Source organism: Streptomyces bathyalis, from assembly GCF_015910445.1.
Lineage (GTDB): Bacteria > Actinomycetota > Actinomycetes > Streptomycetales > Streptomycetaceae > Streptomyces > Streptomyces bathyalis.
The window spans coordinates 123,232-149,771 of record NZ_CP048882.1 but is presented as its reverse complement, the minus strand read 5'-3'; the positions used below and the strand labels follow the sequence as shown (position 1 = coordinate 149,771).

The 26,540-nt window shown below is 68.0% G+C and carries 26 protein-coding genes and 4 pseudogenes; 11 read left to right on the top strand and 19 right to left on the bottom strand.

What is annotated here, in order from left to right:
* Positions 1-38: 38 nt before the first annotated feature.
* Positions 39-1,088 carry a helix-turn-helix domain-containing protein gene (locus G4Z16_RS00690; RefSeq protein WP_197348647.1) on the top strand — a complete coding sequence of 350 codons (1,050 nt, stop codon included), beginning with the start codon at positions 39-41 and terminating at the stop codon, positions 1,086-1,088.
* A 429-nt stretch (positions 1,089-1,517) separates the two neighbouring features.
* Here the strand turns inward: G4Z16_RS00690 and G4Z16_RS00685 are convergent, their stop codons facing one another.
* Together G4Z16_RS00685 and G4Z16_RS32230 are read right to left on the bottom strand one after the other, a co-directional pair.
* Positions 1,518-2,228 carry a hypothetical protein gene (locus G4Z16_RS00685; protein ID WP_197348646.1) on the bottom strand — a complete coding sequence of 237 codons (711 nt, stop codon included), beginning with the start codon at positions 2,226-2,228 and terminating at the stop codon, positions 1,518-1,520.
* A 79-nt stretch (positions 2,229-2,307) separates the two neighbouring features.
* Positions 2,308-2,748: a hypothetical protein gene (locus G4Z16_RS32230; RefSeq protein WP_246530597.1), complete on the bottom strand. Its 441-nt coding sequence runs from the start codon at positions 2,746-2,748 to the stop codon at positions 2,308-2,310.
* A 183-nt stretch (positions 2,749-2,931) separates the two neighbouring features.
* On the opposite strand from G4Z16_RS32230, the gene G4Z16_RS00675 reads away from it, so the two are divergent.
* The gene (locus tag G4Z16_RS00675) at positions 2,932-3,132 is read left to right on the top strand and encodes a TetR/AcrR family transcriptional regulator C-terminal domain-containing protein (RefSeq protein ID WP_197348645.1); all 201 of its coding nucleotides are present in this window, start codon (positions 2,932-2,934) and stop codon (positions 3,130-3,132) included.
* Positions 3,133-3,151: 19 nt separating this feature from the next.
* Here the strand turns inward: G4Z16_RS00675 and G4Z16_RS00670 are convergent, their stop codons facing one another.
* Together G4Z16_RS00670 and G4Z16_RS00665 are read right to left on the bottom strand one after the other, a co-directional pair.
* A complete protein-coding gene (locus G4Z16_RS00670; RefSeq protein WP_197348644.1) occupies positions 3,152-3,796 on the bottom strand; it encodes a LysE family translocator in 645 nt (214 codons plus the stop codon).
* A 295-nt stretch (positions 3,797-4,091) separates the two neighbouring features.
* Positions 4,092-4,505: a DUF1398 family protein gene (locus G4Z16_RS00665; protein WP_246530596.1), complete on the bottom strand. Its 414-nt coding sequence runs from the start codon at positions 4,503-4,505 to the stop codon at positions 4,092-4,094.
* A gap of 107 nt (positions 4,506-4,612) precedes the next feature.
* On the opposite strand from G4Z16_RS00665, the gene G4Z16_RS00660 reads away from it, so the two are divergent.
* The 3 genes from G4Z16_RS00660 to G4Z16_RS00650 all read left to right on the top strand — a co-directional run bounded on the left by G4Z16_RS00660 (position 4,613) and on the right by G4Z16_RS00650 (position 6,868).
* The gene (locus G4Z16_RS00660) at positions 4,613-5,068 is read left to right on the top strand and encodes a MarR family winged helix-turn-helix transcriptional regulator (RefSeq protein WP_197348642.1); all 456 of its coding nucleotides are present in this window, start codon (positions 4,613-4,615) and stop codon (positions 5,066-5,068) included.
* A 150-nt stretch (positions 5,069-5,218) separates the two neighbouring features.
* A complete protein-coding gene (locus tag G4Z16_RS00655; RefSeq protein ID WP_197348641.1) occupies positions 5,219-6,124 on the top strand; it encodes an SDR family NAD(P)-dependent oxidoreductase in 906 nt (301 codons plus the stop codon).
* 33 nt (positions 6,125-6,157) lie between these two features.
* A complete protein-coding gene (locus tag G4Z16_RS00650; protein WP_197348640.1) occupies positions 6,158-6,868 on the top strand; it encodes an MBL fold metallo-hydrolase in 711 nt (236 codons plus the stop codon).
* Positions 6,869-6,971: 103 nt separating this feature from the next.
* Here the strand turns inward: G4Z16_RS00650 and G4Z16_RS33035 are convergent, their stop codons facing one another.
* Both G4Z16_RS33035 and G4Z16_RS33030 read right to left on the bottom strand, forming a co-directional pair.
* Positions 6,972-7,337, bottom strand: coding sequence for an FMN-binding negative transcriptional regulator (locus G4Z16_RS33035; RefSeq protein ID WP_343070930.1), 366 nt, complete (start codon positions 7,335-7,337; stop codon positions 6,972-6,974).
* A pseudogene (locus tag G4Z16_RS33030) lies at positions 7,276-7,479 on the bottom strand (FMN-binding negative transcriptional regulator); the annotation flags it as partial. The pseudogene G4Z16_RS33030 and the gene G4Z16_RS33035, both read right to left, overlap by 62 nt.
* A gap of 437 nt (positions 7,480-7,916) precedes the next feature.
* On the opposite strand from G4Z16_RS33030, the gene G4Z16_RS00640 reads away from it, so the two are divergent.
* Positions 7,917-9,284, top strand: coding sequence for a hypothetical protein (locus G4Z16_RS00640; protein ID WP_197348639.1), 1,368 nt, complete (start codon positions 7,917-7,919; stop codon positions 9,282-9,284).
* Between the two features lie 374 nt (positions 9,285-9,658).
* On the opposite strand, the gene G4Z16_RS00635 is transcribed toward G4Z16_RS00640, so the two are convergent.
* From G4Z16_RS00635 to G4Z16_RS00595, 9 genes and pseudogenes are all read right to left on the bottom strand, one after another.
* Entirely contained in the window at positions 9,659-11,383 is a 1,725-nt protein-coding gene (locus tag G4Z16_RS00635; protein ID WP_197348638.1) for a relaxase/mobilization nuclease domain-containing protein, read from the bottom strand.
* A gap of 16 nt (positions 11,384-11,399) precedes the next feature.
* Positions 11,400-11,894 (bottom strand): plasmid mobilization protein, encoded by a 495-nt coding sequence (locus G4Z16_RS00630; RefSeq protein ID WP_246530594.1) that lies wholly within the window; start codon positions 11,892-11,894, stop codon positions 11,400-11,402.
* Positions 11,895-12,326: 432 nt separating this feature from the next.
* Positions 12,327-12,518 (bottom strand): hypothetical protein, encoded by a 192-nt coding sequence (locus G4Z16_RS00625; protein WP_197348636.1) that lies wholly within the window; start codon positions 12,516-12,518, stop codon positions 12,327-12,329.
* Positions 12,519-13,452: 934 nt separating this feature from the next.
* Positions 13,453-13,882 (bottom strand): annotated as a pseudogene (locus G4Z16_RS33175) (DUF2637 domain-containing protein); the annotation flags it as partial.
* Entirely contained in the window at positions 13,879-14,526 is a 648-nt protein-coding gene (locus tag G4Z16_RS00615) for a WhiB family transcriptional regulator (RefSeq protein ID WP_197348634.1), read from the bottom strand. The pseudogene G4Z16_RS33175 and the gene G4Z16_RS00615, both read right to left, overlap by 4 nt.
* Positions 14,527-14,622: 96 nt before the next feature.
* Complete coding sequence (locus G4Z16_RS00610; RefSeq protein WP_246530593.1) at positions 14,623-15,384, bottom strand: ATP-binding protein; 762 nt, start codon at positions 15,382-15,384, stop codon at positions 14,623-14,625.
* Positions 15,381-16,487: a hypothetical protein gene (locus tag G4Z16_RS00605; RefSeq protein ID WP_197348632.1), complete on the bottom strand. Its 1,107-nt coding sequence runs from the start codon at positions 16,485-16,487 to the stop codon at positions 15,381-15,383. Before G4Z16_RS00605 ends, G4Z16_RS00610 begins: the two co-directional genes overlap by 4 nt.
* Positions 16,487-16,807 (bottom strand): transcriptional regulator, encoded by a 321-nt coding sequence (locus tag G4Z16_RS00600; protein WP_246530592.1) that lies wholly within the window; start codon positions 16,805-16,807, stop codon positions 16,487-16,489. Before G4Z16_RS00600 ends, G4Z16_RS00605 begins: the two co-directional genes overlap by 1 nt.
* 858 nt (positions 16,808-17,665) lie before the next feature.
* Positions 17,666-19,429, bottom strand: a complete 1,764-nt coding sequence (locus G4Z16_RS00595) for a hypothetical protein (protein ID WP_197348631.1) — start codon at positions 19,427-19,429, stop codon at positions 17,666-17,668.
* 273 nt (positions 19,430-19,702) lie between these two features.
* Between G4Z16_RS00595 and G4Z16_RS33170 the strand changes: the two are divergent.
* Positions 19,703-20,488 (top strand): annotated as a pseudogene (locus G4Z16_RS33170) (MmyB family transcriptional regulator); the annotation flags it as partial.
* A gap of 120 nt (positions 20,489-20,608) precedes the next feature.
* Here the strand turns inward: G4Z16_RS33170 and G4Z16_RS00580 are convergent.
* Complete coding sequence (locus G4Z16_RS00580) at positions 20,609-20,995, bottom strand: hypothetical protein (RefSeq protein WP_197348630.1); 387 nt, start codon at positions 20,993-20,995, stop codon at positions 20,609-20,611.
* Positions 20,996-21,571: 576 nt separating this feature from the next.
* On the opposite strand from G4Z16_RS00580, the pseudogene G4Z16_RS00575 reads away from it, so the two are divergent.
* A pseudogene (locus tag G4Z16_RS00575) lies at positions 21,572-21,838 on the top strand (ATP-binding protein); the annotation flags it as partial.
* A gap of 400 nt (positions 21,839-22,238) precedes the next feature.
* Here G4Z16_RS00575 and G4Z16_RS00565 read toward each other — a convergent pair.
* Genes G4Z16_RS00565 through G4Z16_RS00555 form a run of 3 tightly spaced genes read right to left on the bottom strand, consistent with a single transcriptional unit; the run spans position 22,239 to position 24,293 of the window.
* Positions 22,239-22,511, bottom strand: a complete 273-nt coding sequence (locus tag G4Z16_RS00565) for a hypothetical protein (protein WP_197348629.1) — start codon at positions 22,509-22,511, stop codon at positions 22,239-22,241.
* A gap of 19 nt (positions 22,512-22,530) precedes the next feature.
* Positions 22,531-23,052, bottom strand: coding sequence for a GNAT family N-acetyltransferase (locus G4Z16_RS00560; RefSeq protein ID WP_197348628.1), 522 nt, complete (start codon positions 23,050-23,052; stop codon positions 22,531-22,533).
* Positions 23,043-24,293 carry an NsdA family TPR-like regulatory protein gene (locus tag G4Z16_RS00555; RefSeq protein ID WP_246530590.1) on the bottom strand — a complete coding sequence of 417 codons (1,251 nt, stop codon included), beginning with the start codon at positions 24,291-24,293 and terminating at the stop codon, positions 23,043-23,045. Before G4Z16_RS00555 ends, G4Z16_RS00560 begins: the two co-directional genes overlap by 10 nt.
* 322 nt (positions 24,294-24,615) lie before the next feature.
* On the opposite strand from G4Z16_RS00555, the gene G4Z16_RS00550 reads away from it, so the two are divergent.
* From G4Z16_RS00550 to G4Z16_RS00540, 3 genes are all read left to right on the top strand, one after another.
* Positions 24,616-25,020: an ATP-binding protein gene (locus tag G4Z16_RS00550; protein ID WP_343070582.1), complete on the top strand. Its 405-nt coding sequence runs from the start codon at positions 24,616-24,618 to the stop codon at positions 25,018-25,020.
* Between the two features lie 499 nt (positions 25,021-25,519).
* Entirely contained in the window at positions 25,520-26,053 is a 534-nt protein-coding gene (locus G4Z16_RS00545; protein ID WP_197348626.1) for a hypothetical protein, read from the top strand.
* Between the two features lie 201 nt (positions 26,054-26,254).
* A complete protein-coding gene (locus tag G4Z16_RS00540; RefSeq protein ID WP_246530589.1) occupies positions 26,255-26,443 on the top strand; it encodes an FxLD family lanthipeptide in 189 nt (62 codons plus the stop codon).
* Positions 26,444-26,540: the final 97 nt, after the last annotated feature.

Sequence of the window (26,540 nt, the reverse complement as noted above, 5' to 3'; positions counted from 1 at the left end):
ACGGGAGTCTCCCCAACGTCTTGACCAGGGACACGGCGATGACCCCTTCCGCACCACGCATCGGCACATGCGTGTACTGCAGCCGCGAGATACGCCAGACGGGCCCAGGCCGGACGCGGATCTATTGCAACACCGCCTGCAGCAGCGCCGCGAAACGCCGATCTTCGAACTCCGAGCGCACCAACGAGACACGGAAGGTCGCCGAGGACATTCGCTGGCACGCCGAACAGTTGCTGGCCGCAGCACAGGATGACGCCCCCCTTCAGGAACACCGTCTGCACTGCGACGCCATACGCACGGCGTTGGAGGCTCACGAAGCTGCCGCAGTTGCAGCCGCGCGCAACCGCGGACAAACGTGGGCAGAAATCGGCGCCGTCGTGGGACTGACCACCGACGCGGCACGGCACCGTTGGAATGCCACCCGACACCAAGGAGCAATGGCACGGCACCAACAGCGCACCGGACAGTGGGCCGCGCAGCATGGCACCGCAACGGCCCCGTCCGAGGAGACTCCGCCACAGCCCGTCTACCCTGGCCTCCCTCCGGGCATCTACGTGCGCGAGACAGAAGATGGCGACGCGGGGTTGCATGGACCATCGCTCAACCAACTGTCCCTAGCTCTGTCTCACTTACAGCGAGCCTCCGGCCGCAGTCTGCGGGACCTCGCCGACGCGATTGACTGCTCGGCCTCGTACCTCTGCCGCGTCCTGTCGGGAGAACGCAAACCCTCATGGCGCGTAGTGGAACGATTGGCTTCCGCATGTGGCGGGCACCCCGAGGATCTGCAGGTGTTGTGGAGAGAAGCCTCAGGGCTTGAACCCCTGCCCCAGTGGCGCGAGGACTCCGCCGTCCGTGCCTTCCACGCCAGCATCCGCGGTCTGCACCTCGCTGCTTCCCGCGCTCCCGCCGAGGACATCTGCGCAGGAGCAAAGGAGCTCGATCCGAACGAGGTCGCTTCCCTCATCCACGGAGAGGACATCCTGGATTGGCCCACCGTCTCCCGTGTCATCCGCCAACTCAGGGGGCAGCCAGGCAGGATTCTTCCCGTCTGGAAAGCGGCGATGACCAAGAACGAACAGGACGCGTGACCAGGAGAATGAAAGACGTCAGGTACGTGACCATCGGCTGCCCAAGCAGCATCGTCACCTACGCGGACCCAGGAGCGCTACCGGGCACCGGAGTCTTGTTCCCGCCACGCATCATCCAGCCACGTGAAGATCGGGTGCCGCGAGGATCTCGTGCAGTCTGCCCCAATGTGGCCCAGCGTTGTAGCTCGCTTCGGCACACCAGGTGGATCTCCTGCTGCCCTCATCGCCGCAGTTCTGGCTGCCGGCCGGGGCCGTGTCCGCGAGTTCCTGAGTATCTTCCCCGGCTCGTGATCTCGTGATGCTGCTCCCGTTTCGCCCGGAGTGCCAAAGGGCTGACGAGCTGATGGCGGCGCAACCAGCATGGCGTGGTGGCTGCTTCCCGCAGGAAGCAGCCACCACGCCATGCTGGTTGCGCCACGGTGAGGCGGCTCAGCCCCGGGCGACCACCTTGCGGAGCGCCTTGTTCAGGTGAGTGTCGACCAGGCCGGGAGAGCCGGAGACCACCACGAGGGTGCTCCCGGTCCTGACGGCCGTCTGTTTGATGATGGTGCTGTGCCCGGCGCCGGTGAAGGTGAGGAGCTGGCCCCACCGTTCCTCGCCGTTCCGCGCCATGGGTGTCGTCTGCGTCGTGACCTCGATGGGCGTGCTGCCATCCGTCACCTGGTAGGACGGGCAGGAGCCCATCGCCTCGAAGATCCGCCGAGTGCCCTGCGAGAGTTTGGCTTCGGTGTCGCTGTAGAGCTCCTCGGTCACCTCCGCGTCCGTACCGCCCGCATAGGTGAAGGTGACCTTGGCTCGGTGCGGGAAGGCCAGCGTGCCGCCGGCTGCGGCGTCACCGCCCAGCTTCTGAAGCGCTGGGCATCCCACCACGGTCATGTCGTCGTGGCCGACGGGACGTTCGGGCTTGAGCGTGTATCCCTCGCCCAGGTCCCCGGCGTCCAGCAGCCGCTTCTCGAGCTGGCCGGAGGAGAGCGGCGCAGCCGGCGCCGCGTCGTGCCGGGATCGGGCCGAGGAGTCTGGCGTGGGGGATGTCGCCTTGTCCTCTCCGGTGTTGGGACTGCTTGGGGAGCAGCTGGTGATGGTGAGGAGGGAGAGGATGGCGAGGCCGAGCACGGCGTTGGTGGTGGCGCGTTTGGGCATGGTGGAACCCCCAGGGTCGTCGCGGTAAGTGCTGACAGACCGGCCGGAGTTCCGGCCGTGGGGGTTGAAGGGATGGGGGTCAGAGGCCGACGGCCTTGATGCCGTCTTCGAGACTGGCGTGGAGGTCCCTGACGGGCCCGCTGTTGCGGTTGAACCAGACCGCATCCAGCCTCGGTTCATACGTATCATGCCCGCCCGGGCAGCGCAGCCAGACGTCCTCGCCCGTGATGTAGACGACCCACGGCCGGTACGAACCGCACTGCGGGCACTCGCGGACCTCGCCCTCGATGACGAGCGGCTGGTCGTAGCGAATCATCATCCCGGCAAGATCCTCACGCGTGTGTGCCCACAGCTCCCTGGGAAGGAATTCCTCCTCCACGGAGGGAGATTGTGCGGCTGTCGACGCGCTCCGGGAGAGCGGGATCTCGCGGGAGATGCGGTCATGCTCCGCGAGCGCTCTGTGCATCTGCTCTTCGTAGATCCGGTCCCGCTCCCGGCGTTCGCGCATGCGTCGGAACATTCGATCCCCTCTCATCCGTCCTGCAAGGTCACCCAGATCATCTCGCGACACCGCGACAGTTTCTAGACAAAGATTCCTGAACTTCACCGGCCCGGTGGCGTCCGTCCTGCGGCGCTGTGACCTGCGCGGACACATGCGTGGTCGACCGCTACGTGCTCGGTGCCGTAGCGGGAACTCGCCGAGGTGAACATCCAGCGCCGCTCCGGCCTGACCGAGGAGCAATGGCGCACCACTGTTGGGCCCTACCTCCACGACATCCTGCGCACCGGCGCCTATCCGCAGCTCAGCCGCGTCATCCACGAGGCCACTGACCTCGACAACGACGTCCGCTTCGAACGCGGCCTCACGCACGTCCTCAACGGCCTCAAAGGATTAGTCAGCTAGACGACTTACAGGACAGGTGCTAGTCGGTACGGCCCGTGGCTGCAACCGTTACGCCCAGGCCGATCATTGCGAAGCCGCCCGTCCCGCCGACCATCGACAGGCGGCGGTCCGAGCGGGCGAACCAGGAACGGGCCGCCGAGGCTCCCAAGCCCCACAGGGTGTCCGTCATCATGCCGATGGCGACCGGGACCAGGCCCAACACCATCATCTGGACGGGTACGTGGCCCGCCTCGTGATCCACGAACTGCGGCAGCACGGCCGCGAAGAAGACGATGCCCTTCGGGTTGGTAACGCCCACAAAGATGCCGTCCAGGACCGTGCGCCGATCGCTGCGCTGCTCACCGGCTGGGAGCTCCATGTCCGCCGCGCGCACCTCCTTGCGGTGCCGGAATGCCTGTACGCCGAGGAATACGAGATACGCCGCTCCGGCCAGTTTCACACCCATGAACACCGTCGCCGAGCCTTCAACCAGCACCCCGAGGCCCCAGGCCACCGCCACGACAAGGAGGTACGAACCGACCATGTTGCCCAGGACTGTCGCGAGCGCCGTGCGACGTCCGTGCGCGAGGGCTCTGCCAATCACGAACAGGACGCTCGGCCCGGGAACCACGATCACCAGTAGCGACATGGCCGCGAAGGTAAGAAGGCTCTCCATAGGCACCATGTAGCCCTCACCTCCGGGATTGCTTGTTCAGGGGCCATGCAAACAGGCCCCGGGCCTTCCGCTCTAGACGCATTCACATTCCGATCTCATCAGGCGCTGACAATTGATGACCGGGCATGCGGCCGACGTCGCCCCCGCCCCACCGCGTCGAAAGCGCGAAGGGGCATGCTGCGGGGACAGTTCGGAGGGGTGAACGTCCCCTGCTGGCCCGGGACGTTGGCCTGGTGAGTCGACGATCGTGTGTGCTGCTCGCCCCGGCCAGTGCGGGGAGGAAGCCCAGGGAGCGGCTTGGCCGTCAGACTTCGACTGCGGGGTAGGTCTCGGTGTAGCTGTCCCCATCGGCCCCGTAGTAGGTGCAGGTCCGCGTGTCCAGGTCGACGTCATACCAGACCACGCCGGCCTCCCAGCAGCCCTGGACGAACTCGGGGAAGGTGGTCTCGCCCGCCTGGTCCGCGCGCAGCGCTGCAATGAGCGTCCGGCGGTCGAACCTCGAGACGCTGACCATGCCCGCGACCAGAGGCTCGCCCTGGACGGCGACTGGACCGGCTCCGGTGAGGTAGAGCATCGCATTCGACGGGACAGCCATCCGGCAACGGGTGACCCCGTACTGCCGGAGCGTCTCGGCCAGGTACGGGAAGCCGGCGACCTTGGGTCGTACAGCGGCCGCACGCTCCATAGCGGCCTCCAGGTTCTTGATCGCGTGATCCATGGACGTCTCCAGTACGGCGTGTGCGCCGGGCGCGGTTCGCCCGATCCGATTGACAATAGATATACGGAATGACAATATGTTGTCAAAGAGCGAGGAGGCGTGCATGCATGGCTGATGAGATGGCCCTGCTGGTGGCTGACATCTACGAGGCGGCAGGTCTGCTGCGCCGGTCAGGGGAGGCCATCGCCGGGGCGGAAGGGCAGACGCAGGCTCGATGGCAGCTGCTGAGTGTCGTCTCCGACAGCCCGCGCAGCGTGGCGCAGGCGGCCCGACGGCTCGGCATCACCCGCCAGGGGGTGCAACGTGTCGCCAACGACCTGGTGCGCGAAGACCTGGCGGTATTCCGGTCCAACCCGGATCACCGAAGCTCTCCGCTCCTCTCGCTCACCCCTGCCGGGCAGGAAACCCTGCAGAGGATCACGACCCGAGCTGCCCAGTTCCACGAGATGCTCACTGCCGGCGTCCCTCCGAACGAGATCACCGCTGCGCGCGTACTGCTGCACCGGCTCATGGAGCAGATGCGGCAGCACGAAGACGGAAGTGAATCTCGTCCGACCGACTGATCCCTCGAGGCCCGCTCCATGGCCGACGAGAAAGACCGGCCCGACCGGCCGGACTTCATCCCATCGCCGCCTCACAGCCCGACTACCTCGACAAGAGCGGCAGACCATTCCGGTCATCTGCCATCCCCGACATCAAGAGGCAGGTGGAGTATGAAGAAGTCAATCCTGATCACGGGCGCCACATCCGGCATCGGGCGCGCAGCCACAACCGAGTTCGCCTCGCAGGGCTACCAAGTATTCGCCACCTATCGAGCCGACGACCACCGAGGCGAGCTCGCGGCCACCGACAACGTCCACCCCATCCGGATGGACGTGACCGATGCTGCCGATCTTGAGCGGGCGTACGCGGCCGTTGCGGAGGCGGTGGGAGGAGACGGGCTCTACGCCGTGCTCAACAACGCCGGCATCACCTACTCGGCCCCGTTCGAGTACCTCGACGAGAAGCGCGCACGAGAGGTCATGGAAGTCAACGTCATAGCCCCCTACCGCATCACCCAGACATTCATCCCCCTGCTCATCGCCCACAACAAGAGCAACCACGTGAAAGCACGGGTAGTGAACATCGCATCATGGGCCGGCCTCATGGCGTCGCCCTTCATCGCCTTCTACAACGCATCAAAATTCGCAGTGATCGGGCTCACCGAATCCATGTTCTACGACCTGCGCCTCCTCGACATCCACACGGTCCTCGCCATACCGGGAATCACCAAGACACCCCTTCTGGCGAAAACCACCGGGGACGGCTCGGCGGCCTTGGACACGATGCCGGCCGAGGGCCGAGCGCGATACCAAGACCTCTTCGATCACTACGCGACGATGAGCGCCCGCTCCGAGGCAATGCCCATGCTCGCCACTCCCGAGAAGGTCGCCCACAAGCTCCACCGAATCGTGGACAAGCCGAAACCGCGGTTCAAGAACAACCTCGGTATCGACGCGAGCCTCATCGATCACGTGATCACCCGGCTCCCACGGGCAGCCAGGGTCGCGATGAACAGACGCATGTACCAGCTGGACAGCGCACGCCCCGCAAGCCATGCCCCCAAGGACAGGCCATAGCCGCAGGCTCCCTACGCAGGAAAGAAGCAGGCCATGCAACTCGCACCCCACCTCCACCGCCTCGGCAACGACATTGTCGCGACATACCTCATCGACACCCCGGAGGGAATCACCCTCATCGATGCGGGATTTCCCGGCCACTGGCGTGATCTGCACAAAGAAGTCACCGCGCTCGGCAAGCGGCTCTCCGACATCAAGGGCCTGATCCTCACCCACGGGGACTGCGACCACATCGGCTTCGCAGAAAGACTGCGTGACCAGCACGGCGTGCCGGTCTACGTGCACGCTGCCGACGCCGACCAGGCCCGAACCGGCGCAAGACCCAAGGCGACCACCGGCCCCATGCGCCTGGGACCGACCATGGGCTTCTTCGCCTACGCCCTCCGCAAGGACGGCCTCCGCGCGAGACACGTCCAACAAGTCGACCAGATCGCGGACGGAGACGTCCTGCCCCTCCCAGGAAAGCCCAAAGTCATCGGACTTCCGGGCCACTCTCCCGGCAGCATCGCCATTCACGTCCCCATCGCCGACGCCGTCATGATCGGCGACGCCTTCGTCACCCGCCACTTGCTCACCGGACGCAGGGGCCCTCAGCCGGCGCCCTTCTCCCAAGACCCCCAAGCGGCGCTCTCGTCACTGGAGCGCCTCACAGAGCTGCAAGCCTCGTGGGTACTCCCCGCTCACGGCGCCCCCTGGCACGGGTCTCCGGCCGACGCGGTCGCCGCCGCACAGCTGACACGGTGAGCACCTCAAGCGCCGAACCGTGCTTGGAATTACCCGGAGCCCGACGGCATCCTCCAGACGATGAAGGTGATGCGCCGTGCCGAGCCATGATCTGTAGAGGCCGTTACAGTTTCACGCCTCCACCCCAGCAGCCGGCGCCCTGCGCCCGAATGCCGGGCAGCATCCGCCCGTACGGCGGCTGGTCGGGGTCGATGGGGGCGTGGTCGCCGTCGGGCTGGAAGTGGGCCATCTGGCGGCGCAGCAGCTCGGCCTCGGCCCCGGGCTCGTCGACGATCGTGGCCCAGCAGGTGAACTGGACGGCCGCGTAATAGCTGGTAGGGACGGCCGTCGGTGGGCGGGATGCCGGGCTTGGCGCGCCAGAGGCCGGGGATGAACGCGTAGTCGCTGGTGACGGTGGAGGTGACCTTCGGATCGGCCTCGATCGCCTTCCAGGCAGGGTTGGGCCGGGCGAGGTGGACCAGCAGGGCACCGGCGTCGACGGTGAAGTGGGTGGGCACGGCCATGGGCGCTTGGCTGGGCAGGCCGTTGACGCTGAGGACGCCGAAGTCGTGGCCGTCGGCGATCCACGTCTGCCATTCGGCGTCGTCCAGGGCGGCATCCCAGGGTTGCATGAACATGCCGGGCTCCTTTTCGGGATTGTGGGTGAGGTGAGGGTGAGGAAGCTGACGGCGACGGCCAGCGCCAACCACGGCACCAAGTACGAGATCGCCTGGGACGACTGCGAGGAGCGACGGTACAGGCAGACCAGCGCATGAGCGTCTCGCTACTTTGCACCGTGGGTCAGGGATAGGAGACCGGAGTCGACTGTGCCGAGGGCGCGGCGGTGTGGTTACTTTGTCTGATTTTCATGACGGGGAATCATCTCCCCGGAGCGAGGAGGCTGCCGGCTCATCCAGCGCCAGCTGGTTGATCTCGCGACAGCCGCACCTTGGATGGCCCAGCATCTTCGCCCGCAGCACCAGCCACCAGCAGCGACTCGGTGTCACAGCATCATCCGGAGTGATCACGCAGACATTCCCCACCCTCCACGGAAGACGGGACTCTCCGCATGACAACGACATGGAAGCGGGGCGGACTGAGTGCCGCCGTCGGCCTCGCCCTCGGCCTGGCCCTCCTGCCCGCGCAACAAGCACACGCAGCGACCCTCGTCCCCTGCAACAACATCCCCGCCCTCAAGGACGCCATCGACCAGGCGAACACGACCGGGGTGCAGATCGTCCTCGCCACCGGCTGCACCTACACCCTCACCGAGATCGACAACGGCGAGAACGGACTCCCCGTCATCACCGGCAACGTGCGTATCGCCTCCAACGGCGCCACCATCGAACGCTCCGCCAGCGCCGCTGACAACTTCCGCATCTTCGAAGTCGACAGCGGCGGCAGCCTCAACCTGACCCGTATCAGCATCACCGGCGGACAACTCGGAACAACCAGTGATGGCGGCGCCATCTCCAGCACCGGCAGGGTCGCTCTCACCGGCGGCACCATCAGCAACAACGAGGCAGGAGGCGGTGGCGGCATCGCCAACTTCGGCGACGGCCAGCTTTCCCTGACCCAAACCAACGTCGAGGGCAACGAGGCCACTAACAACTTCGGAGGCGGCATCGAACACCTCGGCAGCACGATGACCATGACAAGGGGAGCACTCCGCAACAACACCGCCGCCGACGACGGCGGCGGCATCGAAAACGGCGGGGACGCCACCTTCACCGGCACCACCATCGCCGGCAACACCAGCGCCCGTTTCGGAGGCGGCATCGACGCCTTCGGAAGCAACACGCTGAAGGTCGCCTCCAGCACCATCAGCAACAACACCGCCGTACGCGGGGGCGGCATGTTCAGCGGCCTGGGCGCGAACACCACCCTCACCGGCGGAACCATCAGCGGCAACACCGCGGAGAACGGCGGCGGCATCGACAGCCCAAGCGGCCAGCTCTCCCTGTCCCAAACCATCATCCAAAACAACGAAGCCACCAACGCTGGAGGCGGCATCCGCGCCGCCGGCACGATGACCATGAGGCAAGGAGCACTCCGCAACAACACGGCCAACTCCGACGGCGGCGGCATCGAAAATGGCGGCGGCAACGTGACCTTCACCGGCACCCCCATCAGCGGCAACACCAGCGGTGGTAACGGCGGCGGCATCGACAACGTCGGAGGCGCCAGCCTGAATGTCAACTCCAGCACCATCAGCAACAACCAGGCCGTAACCGGTGGCGGCCTCCGCAACGCAGATAACAGCACCGCGGCGCTCGTCAGCACGCGCGTCACCGCCAACCACGCCACCGGAGGCCCCGGAAGCGGCGGTGGCATCCTCGAGGAAAGCGGTGAGGTACTCCTCACCGGCAGCAGTGTCACCAGCAACACCCCCGACAACTGCGCACCCCCCGGCAGCATCCCCGGCTGCACAGGCTGACCACCAAGATCCACCCCGCGGCCGGGCAGCGACACAAGCCGCTGCCCGGCCGCGACCACGACTGCCAGCAGCGTGAACCCTGCTCACTCGCGCCCGAGCGCATGACGCGAGCACGAGCGGGGCTCCCGGCGATGAGGACTGAGACAGGGCTGGGAGCGAGTGGTTGTCAGGCGCCGAGGTGAGCATCATTCCCCCGCGGGCGCACCGAAGGCCGAGCCATCGCCACCACCTCGCTCCGCAGGCTGCTTCCATGGCCACTCAGGATCGTATGGGCGCCAGGTGACCTCGGGTGGATCACTGTTCGGCGCCATGAGCCACTCGCGGATGCTCAGGGGCCTGCCCGTGAGGGCTGCAGGACTCAACTGTCCCTGCCGTCACCGGGCTCGGCTCCGTCCCTCCTGCTGCCGTGTCACGGGAGCCGAGCTGTGTGACTGCGCTGGCCCCGCACCGCCCGGCCCGGGTATGGGGGCTGCGTCGGCGGACAGATCGGCCGCCCGGCGCAGCCGCCAGACCAGGACATCGCTGACCGAGTCTGCGGAGTCCAACTCGCGCCGCGCCGCTGCCTTCTTCAGCAGGCTGGCGCGCTCGTGCCCGGCGGTTTCGGCGTCGGCGAGAGTGGCCGCGAGGGCGTGCCAGCCGGGCTCGACCAGGATCTGTTCGGCGAGCTCGGGTACCGCTTCCCGCACCACGGCGGCGTGTCTTTGCTGTTGGACCTGGGGGAGTTGGCGGCCCCGGCGGCGGAGTGCGCCCATGGGGTGCCCGGCGGCGCTGATGTAGGCGGCGCGCAAGTGATCGGCTGCTTGCCGGGCAGCGGCGGCTTGCTGCGCGTGGTGGTGTCTGGCGTGCCAGTTCGCTGCGGCGATAGTGAGGAAGAACAGCATGTCGATGACCATGGCAGTGGTGGCACCGTCTTCCCCGCGGCCGAGCGCCGGTCCGCTCTGGACGAGGTCGCGTGCTGCCTGCCGCAGGGCACGGTCGTGGCCGCGCAGGGCGCGGATGTGGGAGCGGGAGGCACGCTCGAACGCCCAGGCCGCCTCCCGCAGTTCGCCCCTGGTGTGGGCGTCGGAGGTCTTGGCAAGGGCGTCGAGGACTTCACCTCCGGCGGCGATCTGCGCCGCGATGGCGCCGTCGTCGCCCTGGTCGATGACCAGCACCGCCGACCACGCTGCCTGCGTAGCGGCACGCCGGGCCGCTGCCGCGCGGCTCACCCGGGGGCCAGCGGCCTGGCCCTCATGTTCCTCCGTGGCGGAGATGTTCTGCGGGTTGGTGGTGAAGCGTTCCCGGATGCGGGGCAGGGACAGGTCCGGAGCGAGCTTGGAACCGGAGTAGAAGACGGGCTGCTTGTCCTTGTTGTGGTCCCCTGGCAGGGCGACGGTGTAGCCGAGGATGTCACCTGAGGGTGCGGTCCTTCGGCGTAGGAGGAGACCGGCGGCGGCGAGCCGGTCGAAGAACTCCGCCTCACTCGCGGCGCCGGCCACCGCACCACGGACCCTCTCCCGCAACTGCTCTCGCGGTGTCCGCTCGTGTTGTTGCCGTTTCGCCTTGTGTCTCTCGGCGCTGGTGGGGCGCTTCGCGGCCGTCTTGTCGCCGGGGTTGAGGCGTCGCAGACCGTATTCGGTTTCCAGGCGGCGGGCTTGGGATTGGGAGCGGGCTGCGTCGTGGTCCAGGTCGGGCCTGTAGCCGTCCTCGCGTACGAGGGTGGCGAGGATGTGGATGTGGTCGTCCGCGTGGCGCACCGCTGCCCAGCGGCATCCGGCCTCGTCACCGTCGGGGTCGATGCCGGTGGCGGCGACCATGCGGCGGGCTATCTCGCCCCATTCGGCGTCGGTCAGGATCCGGTCCTCGGAGGCGTTGCGGATCGAGCAGTGCCACACGTGCTTGGCCGGGCGGCGCGCGGCGTCGATGTTCTCCAGCGGCTGGTCCAGCAGCCGAGCCAGCTGCTTGAGAGTGGCGTGCGGGTCGCGGCCGGGATCGGGAGCGAGCCCGTCGAAGGAGGCCACGAGGTGCGGGTCGATGTGCTCCTCGTAGGTGCCGAGCCCGTAGAGGTAGTACAGCAGGCCGATGGTGCGCTTCCCGCGCTTGTGGATCCGGGGAATCAAGCCGGCTGCCTGGGGCTCATGCGCGGTCGAGGAGCTTGTCGGCGGCGTCCTGGACCCGATGGGCGGCGCGCCGGACCGAATCGAGGACGGCATCGAGTTGCTCCGGCTGTCCGCCGGAGTTCAGGGCCTTGGTGATCTGGTTGAGGTTGCTGCCGGCCCAGCCCAGGTTGCGCCGTGCCGCGAACAGCTCGGCCACCAGCTCCCGTTGGCCTGCGATGACCGCCGCCGTGTTCTCAGCGTCCCGTGCGGCGGCGAGACCGGCGCGGGCAAGGAAGGCGGGCAGGCTCGTACGGGTCTGCTTCGCGGCAGCGGCGAGCAGTCTCTTCTCGTCGTCGTTGAGACGGACACTGATCGTGTGAACGCGCTTGTCAGGCAGGCTTTTCGGTGAGCGCTTACGCGAGGGCAGCTTCGGTGAACGTGTGCGTGGCGAGGCTTCTCCCCCTGGCTGCGGTCCGCCCCCGGTCCCTGCCTGGTGGTCCAGTGCCCCCCGGCGCTGGTCCGCTCCCGCCACCCCCGGGGCGGGCTCCGGCCAAGACACCTTCCCCGACGGGGAAGAGTGTCTTGGCCGATAACTTGCTCGCGCCGAGACCGAGTTGATCTCCGGCTCCTGCTCGTCGCGGTCCGAGGTGTTGCTCGGTTTCGTCATCGCGTGCGGGCCTCCTGTCGGGTGCGGTACTGGATGCGAGCGGCGAGTCCGAACACGGAGCTCGGCCCGTCCAACACGCGTGTGATGCCGTGGGGACTGTGCTGGATGAGCCACCGTCCGTTGGGGGCGCGTAGGGCGGCATGGAGAAGTCCGTAGCGGACCAGGACGTCCGCCCAGGCGCCGGCTTCGGCCTCGGTCGCACGACGAGTCCGTGCATGGTGTGAGGTCATCGGTGAACTCCGTTGCGAGGAAGGGATGGTGAGCCCTGGTAGGGCTTGGCCTGGTGCTTTGCTGTCGTCAGCCGCATTCGCGGCAGTGCGCCAGGTGCCGGTTGAGCGCTTGGGCCATGCGCTGGCGGGCCCCGAGGGCGGTGGTGCGGCTGACCTTGGCCGAGGTCTCGCCCTGGTGCCGCTCGGCGTGGCGGAGCAGGAAGGCGATGTCCCGCTCGAAGTCCGCTTTGATGCGGGCGAAGCGCTGGCAGGTCCTCACTGCGTCCTCCTCCGCTTCGGCTGCGGCAGGTGAGCCAGGGCCGGGTCCCGGTACAGACGCTGCTGGAGCGCGGTGAAGCGCTCGTTGCTCAGCGGGATGCCCTTGCTGCGCAGGTGAGGCCGCAGCGCCTTGCGCGTCATGCGTCCCTCCGACAGAGCGGCCTGCCGTGCGACCGGAAGCAAGTCCTCCAGGGAGACCGGTTCACCGCCCGACTGCTCGGCTCGGTCCGCGTCTTTGTCCGCCTCTTCCTCGTCTTGATCTCGGTCCGGGGACGGTCCGGTCCGGTGGTCTGGTCCGGCATCGGTGGTCCGGTCCGGTCCGGTGGTCTGGTCCGCGAACGGTCCCGTGGTGGTCCGGTCCGGGGAGGTGTTGGTCCGCGGTCCGTCTGGTGCGGTGGGCAGTTGGTCCGGGGACGGTCCGCCTCGGTGGTCCGCCGGACCGTTGGTGAGGTCGGGCTCCGGCCGGTCCGCAGACGGTCCGTCCGTGGTCCGGTCCGGAGAGGGGCCGCTCTTGTCCGTTCCGGCGGTCCGGTCCGGCATCTGCGCCTGGTCTGCTGTGTGGCCTGCGGTGATGCCGGTCCGCGTACGGTCCGCAGCCCGGTGCCGCAGTTGACCGGAACTTCCGGCCGGTTGGTCTGCGTTCGCGGGCCACTGCGGCGATGCGGTCCGGTGGTCTGGTCCGGCATCGGTGGTCCGGTCCGGTCCGGTGGTGGTCCGGTCCGGGGATGGTCCGCCTCGGTGGTCCGCCGGACCGTTGGTGAGGTCGGGCTCGGTCCGGTGGTCCGGTCCGGCCGTGGGTGCTTCGTGTGGTCCGGTGCGGGGACGGTCCGCCATGGTCTCGGTCCGCGCTGGTTCGGTGTGCCGAGTGTGGTCGGTGAGTTGGGTGGTCCGTCGGCGTGCGGCGCGGCTGGTGCGGGTGCGGTCCGCGGTGTGGTGGCGGGTGATGAGGATGTAGAGGTGGACCGCTCCGGCCAGGGCGAGCGGCGCGAGGGTGGACAGGACCGCTACGACCGTGTCGCCCAGGCGCAGGCCGCCGGGGTTGGTCTGCTGGTTGAGGCGGACCGCGTGCAGGGCGTTGGCCCAGATGCTGGCTGCGGTGGCGGTGCCGAAGAGCGTCCAGACATATAGCCGGGCGCGCAGGGGTGCGGTGGAGAGCACGAGGAGGGCGCGGACGCCGTAGGCGATGAAGCCGTCGATGACCAGCGGGAAGAGGTAGGTCAGCAGGCCGCGGATGTGGATGGCGACGGCCATCTGCTGCAGCGCGTCGTAGCTCAGGGCGCAGCCGGCTGCGCCGAGGAGCACGATGGCCAGACGGTCCCAGGGCCCGATGGGTGCGACGGCGAGCGCCGTGTTGGTGTTGTTCATGCGGCCTCGTCGAGGGCGTCGAGGAGCTCTTGGGTGTGTTCCTGGTGGTGCAGCGGCGGCTGCGTTTCTTCGTCTTCGTCTGTCTTCGTCTTCTTGGCCGGACCGCTGGTGGCGCCGCTGCCTTTCTTGGTGTCGGGGTGCTCGGTGAAGTAGCGGTCGCGGTTGGCGACCTCGTGCCGGGCGGCCAGGAGCAGGTCGCGGGCCCAGGAGTAGTCCACGCGCAGCAGGGCCGCGAGGCGTTCGGGCCTCCAGCCGCAGGTGTAGGCGTGGCGGGCGACGGCGGAGCGTTCTGCGGAGCTGAGGTGGATATCGCGGCCGTGGAACACGGCGCGGACGCGGGCGTAGTCGAGCCGGTGGGCGATCTTCTCGTGCCACGGTCTGCGTTCGTCTTCTGTCAGGCCCGCCCAGATGCCCTCCTTGCTCTCGGTGTCCAGGGCCGCGTTGAAGCAGGCACGCCGCACGGGGCAGCGGCTGCATATGTGCTTGGCCTCTTTGATGGCGCAGATGTCGCGGGGCCGGGGGAAGAAGAGCTCGTCGGCTTCGGCGGGGTCCATGCCGGAGCACAGGGCGCGGTCGTGCCAGCTGTGGTCGGCGATGCCGCGCAGCCCGGTGGGCCGGGCTTCGTTGGTGGTGATGTAGCGCAAGGCGTTGGTCTCCGTTCCTCTGGCCGGGCATGGCGGTGCCGGCGTGAGGGAGCTGGGTGCGCGGCGTCGTGCCGCCGCGAGAAGGGCGGGTGGCGGTCAGCCGGTGGCGGCGAAGCGGCGGTCGGGGCCGTCGAATTCGAAGGGCTGGCACATGCCGGAGAGGCGGGAGAGGACTCGGTCCCCGACGCGGTCGCGCAGGACGGGCTGCTTCGGGTCCGTGCCTGGGGTGCGGACCGGTGGGAGGTTGCTGGTGATCAGCGTCGGAAGGCGGTTCTGGCAGCGCCAGTTGAGGAGCCGGAGGGTGATCTCCTCGGTCCACTCGCTGCATTTGGCGGCGCCGAGGTCGTCCAGCAGCAGCAGCGGCACCCGCGTGATGTGCCGCAGCACCAGCTCCGAATCCGCGGCCTGTCCGGGGCGTAGTTCGCCGTAGAGGTCGGCGGCGGTGGTGGTGTGCCAGCGCACTCCGCATCCGGCGGCGGTCAGGGCACGGATCGCCCCGTAGGCCTGGTGGGTCTTGCCCGTGCCGGTGCTGCCCCAGAGCAGCAGCGAGGGGCCGTGGGTGATCTCCCTGCGTCCCCGGCCGCCCCAATTGGGCTGGAGGGAAAGAGCGTTCGGGGCGACTGCGTTGCGGGTGATCTCCTTGACCCAGGCGGCGACTCCGGGGTGGTCGGCGACCGCGTCGCGGTAGGCGTACGGGATGCGCCGCTGCGCCGCTTCCAGCGCAGGGTGCGGCTCGCCAGCCTCCGGCACCGATGGGGGCTGGGCGAGGTCGATGCCCCGTTCAGCCAACGCGGTCTGAAGGCGGGCGCGGATCCGGTCGGAGACCGCCCGCTGAGGGTTCTCAAGCGTCACGGTCACCGGCCGCCTCCGAACGTCGTCGGGGCAGGCGTCGGGTTGAAGTACGGCGTGTATCCAGACCCGTTGCTGGCGCTGGCCCATGGGCCCCCGCCGGAGGCGCCGAACGCGGCTGGGGGATCGGCGTTGAGGACCTCGTTGACCACGCTGGGCAGGACACTCGGATGCAGGCCCTTGGTCCGCAGCCGCTCCAGCGCCGTGCGGATCGGCTCCGGTGCGAAGCCCTCCTCCAGGAGGATGCGGACCTTCCGCCCCAGATGCCCGATCGTGTCCTTCGGCGGACGGTGGGAGCAGGCAGCGACGTACTCGCTGACCAGATCCTTCGCCGAGACCGATCCGGGGACGGTCGGCGGCGCGGGCGCCTCGCGCCCCGTGAGGAATGATCCAGGATCCAAGATCCTAGGTTCAGGCGCCGAGCCCTCGTGGAACCCTCGTCGAGGACTCATCGAGCCCTCCCCGAATTCCCTCTGACCTGCGGGTTGTTCCTCCGGGGGAGGGGAGGTGGGGTCGGGAGGGGCCGGGGGCTCCCAGGGGTCCGTCTCCGCCTCCGCGACGTTGCATCCCTCGACCTGCAAATCGGTCGAATTCGTCGGATCGAGCCCTCGACGAGGGTTCGCCGAATCCGGTTCGCCGGCCGGAGCCGGAGCCGCATCCTGTGCCGCATCCGGTGTCGGTGCGGGTGTCGGTGCGGAGGTGGGGGTGGGGAAGGAGGCGTGCTGCGGGCAGTGCTTGCCCTGGCAGCCGCCGCATTCCTGCTGCGTCTGGTGGTGCGGGCAGCGCGGCAGACGCGAGGCGCTGGGCCGGTCGATCTTCTGGTGCCGCTCCCAGGTGACGATGTGGAAATAGCCGCGGCCGTCGCAGCCGGTGTAGCGGCAGATCAGCCCCGCCTCCGCGAGCTGCTCCAGGTCGCGGGCCACGTGGGCGGGTGTGTGCTGGGGGCGCAGCGCCCACAGCCGTCCGGCCAGGATTGCCGGGTGGTCCCGTACGCGGCCCTTGTCGTCGGCGAGGGTGAGGGAGCCGACGAAGGTGCGCTCGGCGGTGACGTCGACCGAGGCGAGATCCTCGCTCTCGAACATCTCCGGCTTCACGGTGCGGATGCGCGCCATCAGGCCCCACCTCCGTCCAACAGGGCGGTGCGCAGGTCGAAGGTGTGCGGCTGCTGCCACCCGGCGCCGGGGTGGGTGCGGATGACCCAGCGGGCGGCGCTCAGCGCCTGGGTGCGGGTCACCCGTATCTTCTGGCCGTGCCGGTCGGTGGCGGTGAGCTCCAGGTGCGGCCAGGGCGTTCGCGGTTCCTGTAGGCGCACGCGGACCCGGGCGACGTGGGGCAGCATCTGGGCGAGTTGCCGGGCCAGGGCCTCGGCACGAGGGGCAGGGGCTGCCGCGCAGGCCGCGACTTCGGGCCTTTTGCGCAGGGCAGGCGTCATGCGACACTCTCCTGTGAAGTAGCGCCGCTCCGGTTGGTCCCAGGGAAAGGGGCCGGGGCGGTGTTGGTGGGTGATCTCCACGCCCTTGCCGGGGCGCGGGTGTCATTGCCGTTGCGGCGTCTGAGAGTTGCTGCTCTCAGGCGCCGTCGGCGTTCAGCTGGCTACCCGCCGCGCTGGCGATTGGCCGCGGTGGTGACCGCCCCACATCCCTCACCTCTACCTCGTCGTGAACTGCCGTTTGCTCTCTGCCCAGTGGGCGAGCAGCAACATACGCACACCACCGCCGAACGATCCAGAGATAGCTCTCGTAGGGCTGACTCCTCGTCGCAGCGGTCCCAACTCCTGGGACGGGCACCCTTGCTGCATCCCGTCCGGCGCCACGCAGGGGCCGCCTCGGGCCAGTTCGGCTACGGCTCTCAGCGCCTTGCGTAGGCCCCGGTCTTCCGGGCCCAGGTGTGGCGGTGCCGGCTCGCTGCCGTGCTCGTGGGTAAGCGGCGATGCAGCAGGGCCGCCGTGTGTGCGCCTTGGAACCGTGGGGAGTTGGGCATGTCAATGAGGCTAGGCACGGAATCGGGCCAGCGGCCAGTTCGCATGTGCACTATCTCGGTTCCCACGTGCACTCAGAGCCGGTCTGCGGTTCCCATGTGCACTGCCGCGGTTCCTACGTGCACAACGACCGGCCGCCGAACGCGCCGCATGTGCCGCACGCGTCGTCGCATGGTCAGGCAGTCGCTCAACGGGACTCGGTAGCACGCTGCAGCAGCGCCTTGCTTACTGTCGCGGGTCAACGGCCATGAGGGGGCCCGTGGTTCACAGCGGCACTGAGTAGATGATCGGGCCGTTTCGCAAGGTGCGTTCTCAGGCTGCTGGATCGTGCCGGCTGGCCGGGGCGGATGGCAGGCTGGGGTCGGTGAGCAGGTCCTGGCTGACGTGGCCGGCGATGACGAGGGCGAGGATCACCTCGTGGAGCCAGCCCCATGGCGGGCCGGACATCTGCCGGCCGATGGTCGTGCCGATGATCGTCAGCCGTTTCTGCAGCGCCCGGCGCGTGATGCCCAGGGTGTCGGCGGCCTCATCGACACTGTCGCTGGTGGCGCGGACGATGAGGGTCTTCAGCAGGTAGGTGTTCTGCCGCGTCTCCAAGGGCGCGATGACCTGGTGCGCGGCGCTTCGGGCCTCCGGGGTGGCCAGGACATCCGAAAGGGTGGGGTTCTTGGGGCCGCCTGCGATCGCGGCGGATTGCGGCGCGTGTGAGGCCACGTCGAGGAGGAAGTGCAGCAGCGCCCGGTCCCGCCGCGAGGAGCCCAGCCCGAGCAGGCCGGAGAGGCGCGTGAGTTGGGCGGAGACGGTGTTGCGGTGCAGTGGATCGCTCTCCTGCTCCTGGGTGTTCAGCAGCCCCGCGGTCTGCTTGGTGCCGATTGTCAGCGCGCGGTAGGAGATCTCAAGAAGCGACTCTCGGTCCTCTTGTGCCAGGGACCCCAGCTTGGACTTGAGGACGCCGGCGGCCCAGAGGGATGCCCAGGCCGGGAGCTGCTGCGAGATGCAGGGAGCACCGGCATCGGTGGCGAAGGGGCGCTGTGGTGTCGTCTGCGACAGGGCGTTCACCGCGGAGTTGTAGACATGCGCGGTGCGCTCCCAGGGCTGAGGCTGGCTCAGTCCCAGCATTCTGCCGGGGCGCGCGGTCACCAGGGGAAGGAGCAGCTGCGCGGTGCCCGTGTCCGCTTCGGCGCTGTCGAGCCCGCGCAGGATCAGCAGATCGTCCGGTTCCGCGGGGCAGGGTGCTACCAGAGCGCTGCGGCTGAGGAGGCGGGAGCACTCCTCGCGCAGGTTCACGCGGTCCTCGCCGGCGGGGCAGCGCAGTACTCCGAACTGCATCCAGGGATGGTCGAGCAGGTCGAGCCCCAGGCCCTTCAGGGAGAGCCTTGCCTGTGCGAGTGTGCCTCGCAGGAGAGCCAGCAGGGCCGCTTCACGCATCGCGCTCGCCGTCTCGGCCAGGCGCTGCTGCTGGGCGCGAAGGGCAAGCGGCTGCCGCAGCAGGCTGACGTGCAGCGCCGCGGTGGCGACGAAGGCGTGCTGGGCAGGCGTCCAGGGGACGGTGCTCTCGGCGGCCAGTACCGGCCGCGGGTATCCGCCGCCCAGCGCGTGCAGCAGCAGATGTCCCTCTGTGTCGTCTGTCGCCGAGTCAGCCTGACCGCTGGCGACGAGCTTCAGCAGGTGAGGGGGAATCTCTTGGTCGCTTGGGTTCTCCTCGTCCGCATCTACATCGATGATCCGGACGGTTGCGCCTGTCTCCTGCCGGACCATTCGCAGGACCTCTTGCGGTCCTTCGCCTTGCCGGTCGAGGCGGGAGGCGAGTTTGAGGAGGGCTTCGGTGCGTGCATGGGCTGAGCGCTCGGCCCGTAGCTGTGCCCGCAGGAGTTGGCTTTGCAGCTCCAGGCCCGTGCACGGCCGACGGGGCACGAAGAGCGGCAGCCGATCCCCTGAGGCCAGCAGTGCCAGCTGGCTTGCCTCGTTCATGGCAACGATGCCCGTGGCCTGCTCACGCACGAGGTGCGCCAGCAGGCGAACCGTCCTGTGCTGCTGCGTGGCAGGGGGCAGGGACGGATCTGCTTCCAGAAGCACCAACGCCCCCCGAGCCGAGGGGTGTTGCTGCCCTCGGGCATCGAGATTCACCAGCACGAAATCGCTGACAGCCAACGAGAAATCGCCTGGGTCGGGCGCCAAGGGCCTCAATACGGCTGCAGGTCCCGAAATGAGGTCCCTTACGGTCAGCATGTATTGCTCCCCCGAGTGGTCGACTGGCGCGATCATCTATCGTGCAGCCGCGCCGGGGGTTTTTCTATAGTCGGGTTTTTGGTTCAATAGCGCCTTCCATCAAAACCCAGGACGGCATTCGTGGCTGATGCTGTCCACGTCTGGGAGAGGTGCAGGCCGGTGACCAGCCTGTCCGATGCTCGCCGTCGCCGTCTGCGGCGCTTGCTCACCGCGGCGAGGGAACGCATCGACCCTGCCGAACTCGGGCTGAACCGACCCCGTGACCCCCGCGGTAAGAAAGCAGTGGGATTGACGCAGAGTCAAGTAGCCCGTGCGCTTGGGTGCAGCATCCAGACGTACAACAAGCTGGAATGCGGTAGAGGAACGAGACCGACTCCTGAATTCCTTCAACGCGTCGCGGAAATCCTGCAATTGAATGAGTATCAGTGGCGCGAGACGTGGGTGTGCGCAGTCGGTCACGGCCCACCATGGCCGCTGCGTCCCGCCGAGTTGTCCGTCCCGGACATCTGGCGGCAGGCCGTACACCAGCTGGAGACGATGGCCTTCCTCACCAACGCTGCATGGGAAGTCCTTGAGTTCAACGACGCCTTCGCGCGCATGTTCCCCGCCAAGGAGCCCCCGGCGAATGTGATGCGATGGATGCTGTTGGATCAAGAAGCCCGGGAGGAGGTCTTGCTGGACTGGGAGGAACGCTGGTGCCCACGGCTTGTCTCGCAGCTGATCGGCGCCCGAGCTGCCCACCCGACCCATCGGGCGCTGGAGCAACTCGATGCCGATGTCAGTGCGGACGACCTCGCCGGCCCCATCTACCGAGGAGACGCCGAAGCGTTCATCCACCCCGACGACGAACTGCCGCTCCACCACGCCACCCTAGGGCGCGGCCGGGCGCGTCTGACTTCCGCTGAGCCACTCGAATCTCCCGGAACCCGCATCACAGTGATCGGCTTCCGCGCGGCTTCTCGATCGCGGATGCCTCCTCATCCCGAACGGGCAGCGAGGGCGCCGGGCGCTGTCCGGGAGGCGGGGTTACAGCAGCCAGTCCGGGGTGATGTCCCCGTCGTTCAGCGGCGGGCCGAACTCGAAGCCGTGCCGCCCCGCGTGATCCTTCGGCAGGTCACAGACCTCTTCCTCAACCGTGCCTGCGAGAAAGCGTTCCGGACAGGAGGGCAGGGTCAGCAGTTCCCGCAGAGGGCCGTGCTCGGCGTCTTCGGGCCATCGAAGCCACAGCGTCGACGGCGGCACGCCGCCGCCTCCTTTGAGTGCCTGCGCCAGGGTGAGGTGCAGCCCCCCGTGCTCGGCTTCGAGCGTGCACCACAACGTCGGCTCTATGCGGAGGCCACCCTCCTCCAACAGACGGCGCTCCTCGTCGAGGATCAACGTACGTGCGGGACACGAGACTTGGTATACAGACACAAGGCCGAGGGTAGGGCGCCCAGCAGCGAGGCGAGCGGCGCGCCCGCCAGCACCGACCGGACGAGCGTGCGTAGTACAGGCAGCGTAGAGCGCGGAACTTTCACAGCCAGTAACCAGGTGGGTGCCGGCGGCTGAGCGTGCCCAGTCGGGCGCATGCCGGGTCTCGAAGAAGGGGCCCGGCTCGTGTCGTCCATCCTGCGAACGGCGAACGCGGCGACCTTCTCCAGCTCGGGGCTGTGGGGCGCGGCATGGCCGAGACGCCGGGTCCGGCAGTTGGCCGGTGTGGACGCGAAGTGGCTTTGGCAGGGGAACTTTCGGAGCGTCGTCATCCTCCGAGGGCACGTTCGATGGCTTCGGCGTGATCGCCCAGGATCTGCGCGAGGGCGTGGGCGTCGGCGCCAGCCGGGATCTGGCGGGTGTCGCATGAGACCGGCACCCGTCTGACCCAGGACGTAGGCGCTGAAGCCCGCCTGGTCGAGCGTGGTTGCAGCGGCATGCCTGTAGACGGAGGTGAAGGCGCGGCTGGCGTCGTCGTCACCCGCCATCCCGCTCTGCTTGCTGTTGAGCTCGTTCGACTACGGACGCGTCGACCTTCTGTGCATCGACGAACTCGGCTACATGGAACTCGACAAGCACGGCGCCGAACTCCTCTTTCAAGTCCTGACCGAACGCGAGGAGAAGAACAGCGTCGCCATCGCCTCCAATGAGTCCTTCGGCGGCTGGACCAAGATCTTCACCGACCCAAGGCTCTGCGCGGCCATCGTCGACCGCCTCACCTTCAACGGCACCATCATCGAAACCGGCACCGACTCCTACCGTCTCGCCAACTCCCGCAAACGAGCCGAAGAACCAACCAAAGTCCGGCTCCGCCGCCGCCTGGGCAGGGTTCGCGCTCAGCATCCTGTGGGTCTCGGGCATGGACGATCGCCCCCGGCAGGGGGAGGTGTCGCGGTGGACGTAGGGGCGCTCGCAGCGGCGGCCGTGGCCCTCGTAGTGGGTCTGCTGTCCTTCTCCCAGGGCCGTGCCGGAAACCGGCGCTCGGACTTCACCGTCATCGCCGAGAGACTGGACCGTCAGTTGGACTTCGAGCGGCGGCAGCGTCGGCTCCTCACGTCCTACGTATTGGACCTGCTGCGCTGGGGCTGCCGGATCGCCCCCGCCGACGACCCGGTCCCGAACCGCCTACCGAGCTGGACTTGAGCCCGAGCCCGGCCGTACTACCCCCTTGTGCGGCCGGGCTCGTTCAGATCGACATGTCGGCATAGGCCGTATTCTGGCTTTCGTCCATGCAAGTCGCTACCTGCTGGCTTTGGTGGCAAGACGCCTCACCGTCCTCGGAACCCTGGTGGGGCGCCTTCACCGTGTTCGCCAGGCCGACGTCGGACCACAGGGCAAGAAGCCGGGCGTACTCCTCGCCGCGGCGGTGATGCTGGGGCTGGCTCATCAGGCTGCGGATGCTGCTGTTGATGGCGTCCCGGGCATGCGTCGCTGGCGGCTCGAAAGGGGGAGGAGTCACGCCCAAAGGGTACGGCCGCCTACCGACACCGGTTGAGCGGAAGGTCGGCCAGCATCACCGCGTACTGGGGCGAGTCGTCGTGTGACTTGGCCTCGTCTACCTTTCGGTACCCCCAGCTCTCGTAGAGCCGCACGACCTTCTCGTGTGCGATCTCCACCTGAAGCGACACCACCCTCGCATCTACGGGGGCTAGCAATGCGTCGTGGATCTTCTTGGCTCTGCCAGTCCCGCGCCACTTGGGTAGCACCATGAGTTCAGAGAGTGCGAACACGGGGCCTCGTAGACCAAGGGGCCGGGTGCTGCCCTGCCACCAGCCACCGGGCGCAAGAACTGAGCCGTAGGCAAAGCCGACCGGGCCGCCGTTCTCCCACCCGGACACGCACCTCCAGTTCTTCCGCGAGGACCACAGGTCCAGGAAGTACGTGAAACGCTCGCGAGAGTGGAAGGGGTCGGGGTCGTCCGAGTACACCTCGTCGTGGATGTCCAGCAGCATCGAACGCACGTCTTGAGCGTCGGCGTGGTCGTACCGCCTTAGATCCATCGGCGAGACTCCTCGGTCCACTCGGTTACTTCAGGCGCCTTCGACCCGGAGGCGATGAGCAGTTCACGACCCCTGGCCAAGGTCTTGGCAGTCCTTCGGGACCCAGAGCCAGGATGAAGCAGGGCTGACGCCTTCCTCGCGGTGGCGCAACCCACTTCAAGTTCGCCCTGCCTAACCTGCGCGAGGGATAGGTGTGCGGTGAACAGCGCTCTGTCGCGGGCCATGTCCTCGGGGATGGCCGCCAGTGTCCGGTGCAGACAGAACTCTGCCCGGCCGTGCTCCCCGACCGCCGTCCAGACGTACGAGGAAAGTGCGTCGAACTCGGCGGCGCCGTAGAAGCTGATCCATTCTGAGCGCGCAGACTGGCTGCGGCTGAAGTTCTTCTCTGCGAGTGCGAGAGCGCGTAGGGCATCTGTGTGCTGATCCAGTCGGGCCAGCGCGTTGGCGTTGCGCATGTGCCCGAGAGAGGCAAAGAGAGGGTCACGTCGTGCTGCGGTTGACCTCTTCATCACATCGGCGCTAGCAGCAGCTTCAGCGTGGTTCTCTCGCATGCTTGAGGCGAGCATCAGGTGATCCCAAACGCGGTACGTCGTCTGGCTATCACGCGACAGGCCGGCGAGGGTCATGGCCTTGTCTAGGTGTGCACGAGCCCGCTTCGGCGAGCTTGCGTCGAGAGCGGCAAACGCCGCAGCCGACATCGCTTCGGCAGCAAGACGATGAAGCATGTCCCGTACACGACTCGTGGCTACTCCGGTGGCGAGGGCGGACTGGACCCGCGTACCAAGCTCGATGGCCAGGTTCTCCACGCGCCTTGTGCCTCCCACAACCCGGTCTTCCTGGAGGATCTTCACGTAGTCCTCGTGAAACCTGTCAACGTCACTGACACCCAGCCGTCTCTGCCTTGCCTGCGGAGTAGCGAAGCCCAAGCCCGCTCCGCCTACTGCATTCACGAATGCGCGACGCTGCACGGGCCCGTCCTCCGATGGTGCACGACTGTCCTTGCGTCGGGGGATGAACCCTAAGTCCTCGGACGAGGCGTCCAGCACCTCTTCGATGCAAAGCCGGATGCGGTCTTGCGGCCACCTGGTCTCGTATCGCAGCCAGCGGCGCACGTCTGCGTCAGTGACCGAGCCATAAGAGCCCGTCAGTCGTTCGACCGCAAGGTTGATTTCCCTGGCCAAAGCGGCCTGGGAGAAGCCGAGTTGCTCGATTCGCGCTTCCAGCTTGGCGTTGGCGTACACAGGACGAAGGTAGCCCTCCGCGATCAGGCAACGACAGCCTGAAGGTAAAAATCACCGGGGTCGTGCGCTGTAGTTCCACCTGATTCCACCTGTCGCCGCTGTCGTGCGCCTCGTTCACTGGGTGTCACCTGAGAGTCACCCCCGAACCGAAGGTGAGGACGATGACGGAGTGTCAGGGAGTAGGCGAGCCCTCGTACGCAGTGATGTTCATAGCGTTGAGGCTGGCATTCGCTGACCTGGGCATCGACCGTCACGCAACGGCCCGCCACCCAAAGCAGACGAGTCGCTGTTCGCGGCGTCACGGAGGAGCCGGGTGAGCATCGTGACTGAGTCATCTGCGACCGGGGTTCCGTCGTACAGCGAGACGCTGCCCCGCGTCCCGGAGTCCGTGGCCAAGGCGCGGCGCTTGGTGTCCTCATCGCTCCGCGTATGGCATCTCGAAGGCGCGGAAGACACGGCCAGGCTCGTGGTCAGCGAGCTGGTCACGAACACCGTGGCGCACACTCGACTGGACTGCGTGCGGGTCACGATCTCCCGCGTCGACGAGCACCTAGTGCGCGTAGCGGTTACCGACCGTTCCCAAAACATGCCTGAAGGACGCGAGGCCGGCCTGGACGACGAATCCGGGCGCGGACTGGCGCTCGTCGACGCGCTGTCGACGGATTGGGGAGTCGACCCGCTGCGCTGGGGGAAGCGCGTCTGGGCCGACGTGAAGTGCGGTGCCTGATGACACAGCGCCTCGCCCAACTGCTGTACGCGCTGGCCGTTATGGCGCTCATGGGCGCCTTGACCTACGGCATCGGCCGGGACTCGTGATGCCCCGCGTGAACCTGCCGCTGCGGGCCCGCTTGCAGCGCCCTCGCGGGCAGCGGCGGCTTCCGGGCTCCGGTCGTCCCTCGCCGCTCCGAGGGGGACGGCCGGAGCCACCCACCCAGGAGGGAACCCCGTGCACCGCGTCTGGCAGGACGGCGAGTGCTGGATCTGCGACGCCGACGACCGGCCCGTGCTGTGGATCGGACCCGTACAAACCGACTCCGGCAGCGCTCCGATGTTCGCCTGCAAGCCATGCATACGCCGACTCGAAGCCCGCGTTCGCCGGCACCAGGCCGACATCGACAACGCGCCTGCCCGATAAGCCCCGTGTCCTGGCCGTGCAGAGCACGGGCGCACCGCCGGGACACGGCTCCAACCCTCGGCCCCACACACGTTCGGAGGAGTTATTACGCATGCCCGCCGAAATGCTGCGCGTCGGACCCAGCGAGATCCGTCGCGGGGACCGCACGCTACGCGGCGGTACACAGGTCGAGGTCATCGACATGCTCGTAGCCGGACTCACGGGGAAGATGCTCCGTTTCGACAACGGTTCGACGTACCTGCTGCGCAGCGGCGACGAACTGCAAGTGTGGCGCGGCGCCGAAGACGCAGCCCCCGCCAGGCGGGTCATACCGGCGGGCAGAACCGCTGCCGATGTCGCTGCTGCCCAGGCGTGGAACTCCACCCGGCAGCTTGGCGAGCGGGCCGAGCGGCACTCGCAGGCGGCAATCGAGATGTGGGCCAGGCGCCGGAGGCGCTTCGCGGCTGCCCGCGCACAGCGCAGCGAGCAGAGTGGGCCACGCGGCCCGTACCCGGGCGAGGAACAGATGCTCCACTGCGGAAACCGCATGCGGCCTCAGCCTGTGCAGGGCGGCGGCGTGCTCTACACCTGCAACCGCTGCGGCCACCTCAGCACCGGCTCCGGCGACCCGCCGCACCCCCAATGAGCCCCGCGTCCCGGCCGTGTGAATCACGGGCTCACGGCCGGGACGCGGCCACCACGGCCACCGCCGCCCATAGAACTCCCGGCGCACGAGCCCACTCGCACCGCACCACGCGATCACGGCTCGCGCCGGGGCGCCAGGAGCCTCGAGCCAACCGGGGGGCCCTGGCGCACCCGCAGTATCCGACCACGACAGGGAGTTCACGTGAGTCCCAGCATCAGCACCACATCCGACGAAACCCAGGTCAACCCGCCAAAGGTTCAGGCGGGCGTGCCCGACGGCTTCCAACTGGACGTCGCACTGGTGGAGGTCGCCGACACGGCCGGCCTGGTCAGCATCACCAACGACGGCTGCGGAAGCACCTGCGGCGCCTGCACCACGAACGTCGCCTAAAGGGGGTTGAACCCCTGGGCTGGTGCCGCCGGTTTCCACCGGCGGCACCAGCCGCCCCGTCCCGCTCCCTCGTCACCTGCGGAGGTACGCGTTGGCT

What these genes read in the sequence shown, in the direction of transcription:
- G4Z16_RS32230 (WP_246530597.1), bottom strand. Translation starts at nt 2,748, where the DNA reads ATGTTCCGACGCATGCGCGAACGCCGGGAGCGGGACCGGATCTACGAA.
- G4Z16_RS00670 (WP_197348644.1), bottom strand. Translation starts at nt 3,796, where the DNA reads ATGGTGCCTATGGAGAGCCTTCTTACCTTCGCGGCCATGTCGCTACTG.
- G4Z16_RS00665 (WP_246530596.1), bottom strand. Translation starts at nt 4,505, where the DNA reads ATGGATCACGCGATCAAGAACCTGGAGGCCGCTATGGAGCGTGCGGCC.
- G4Z16_RS00640 (WP_197348639.1), top strand. Translation starts at nt 7,917, where the DNA reads ATGACAACGACATGGAAGCGGGGCGGACTGAGTGCCGCCGTCGGCCTC.
- G4Z16_RS00650 (WP_197348640.1), top strand. Translation starts at nt 6,158, where the DNA reads ATGCAACTCGCACCCCACCTCCACCGCCTCGGCAACGACATTGTCGCG.
- G4Z16_RS00600 (WP_246530592.1), bottom strand. Translation starts at nt 16,807, where the DNA reads ATGACGCCTGCCCTGCGCAAAAGGCCCGAAGTCGCGGCCTGCGCGGCA.
- G4Z16_RS00690 (WP_197348647.1), top strand. Translation starts at nt 39, where the DNA reads ATGACCCCTTCCGCACCACGCATCGGCACATGCGTGTACTGCAGCCGC.
- G4Z16_RS00655 (WP_197348641.1), top strand. Translation starts at nt 5,219, where the DNA reads ATGAAGAAGTCAATCCTGATCACGGGCGCCACATCCGGCATCGGGCGC.
- G4Z16_RS00545 (WP_197348626.1), top strand. Translation starts at nt 25,520, where the DNA reads ATGCCCGCCGAAATGCTGCGCGTCGGACCCAGCGAGATCCGTCGCGGG.
- G4Z16_RS00605 (WP_197348632.1), bottom strand. Translation starts at nt 16,487, where the DNA reads ATGGCGCGCATCCGCACCGTGAAGCCGGAGATGTTCGAGAGCGAGGAT.
- G4Z16_RS00685 (WP_197348646.1), bottom strand. Translation starts at nt 2,228, where the DNA reads ATGCCCAAACGCGCCACCACCAACGCCGTGCTCGGCCTCGCCATCCTC.
- G4Z16_RS00660 (WP_197348642.1), top strand. Translation starts at nt 4,613, where the DNA reads ATGGCTGATGAGATGGCCCTGCTGGTGGCTGACATCTACGAGGCGGCA.
- G4Z16_RS00560 (WP_197348628.1), bottom strand. Translation starts at nt 23,052, where the DNA reads ATGGATCTAAGGCGGTACGACCACGCCGACGCTCAAGACGTGCGTTCG.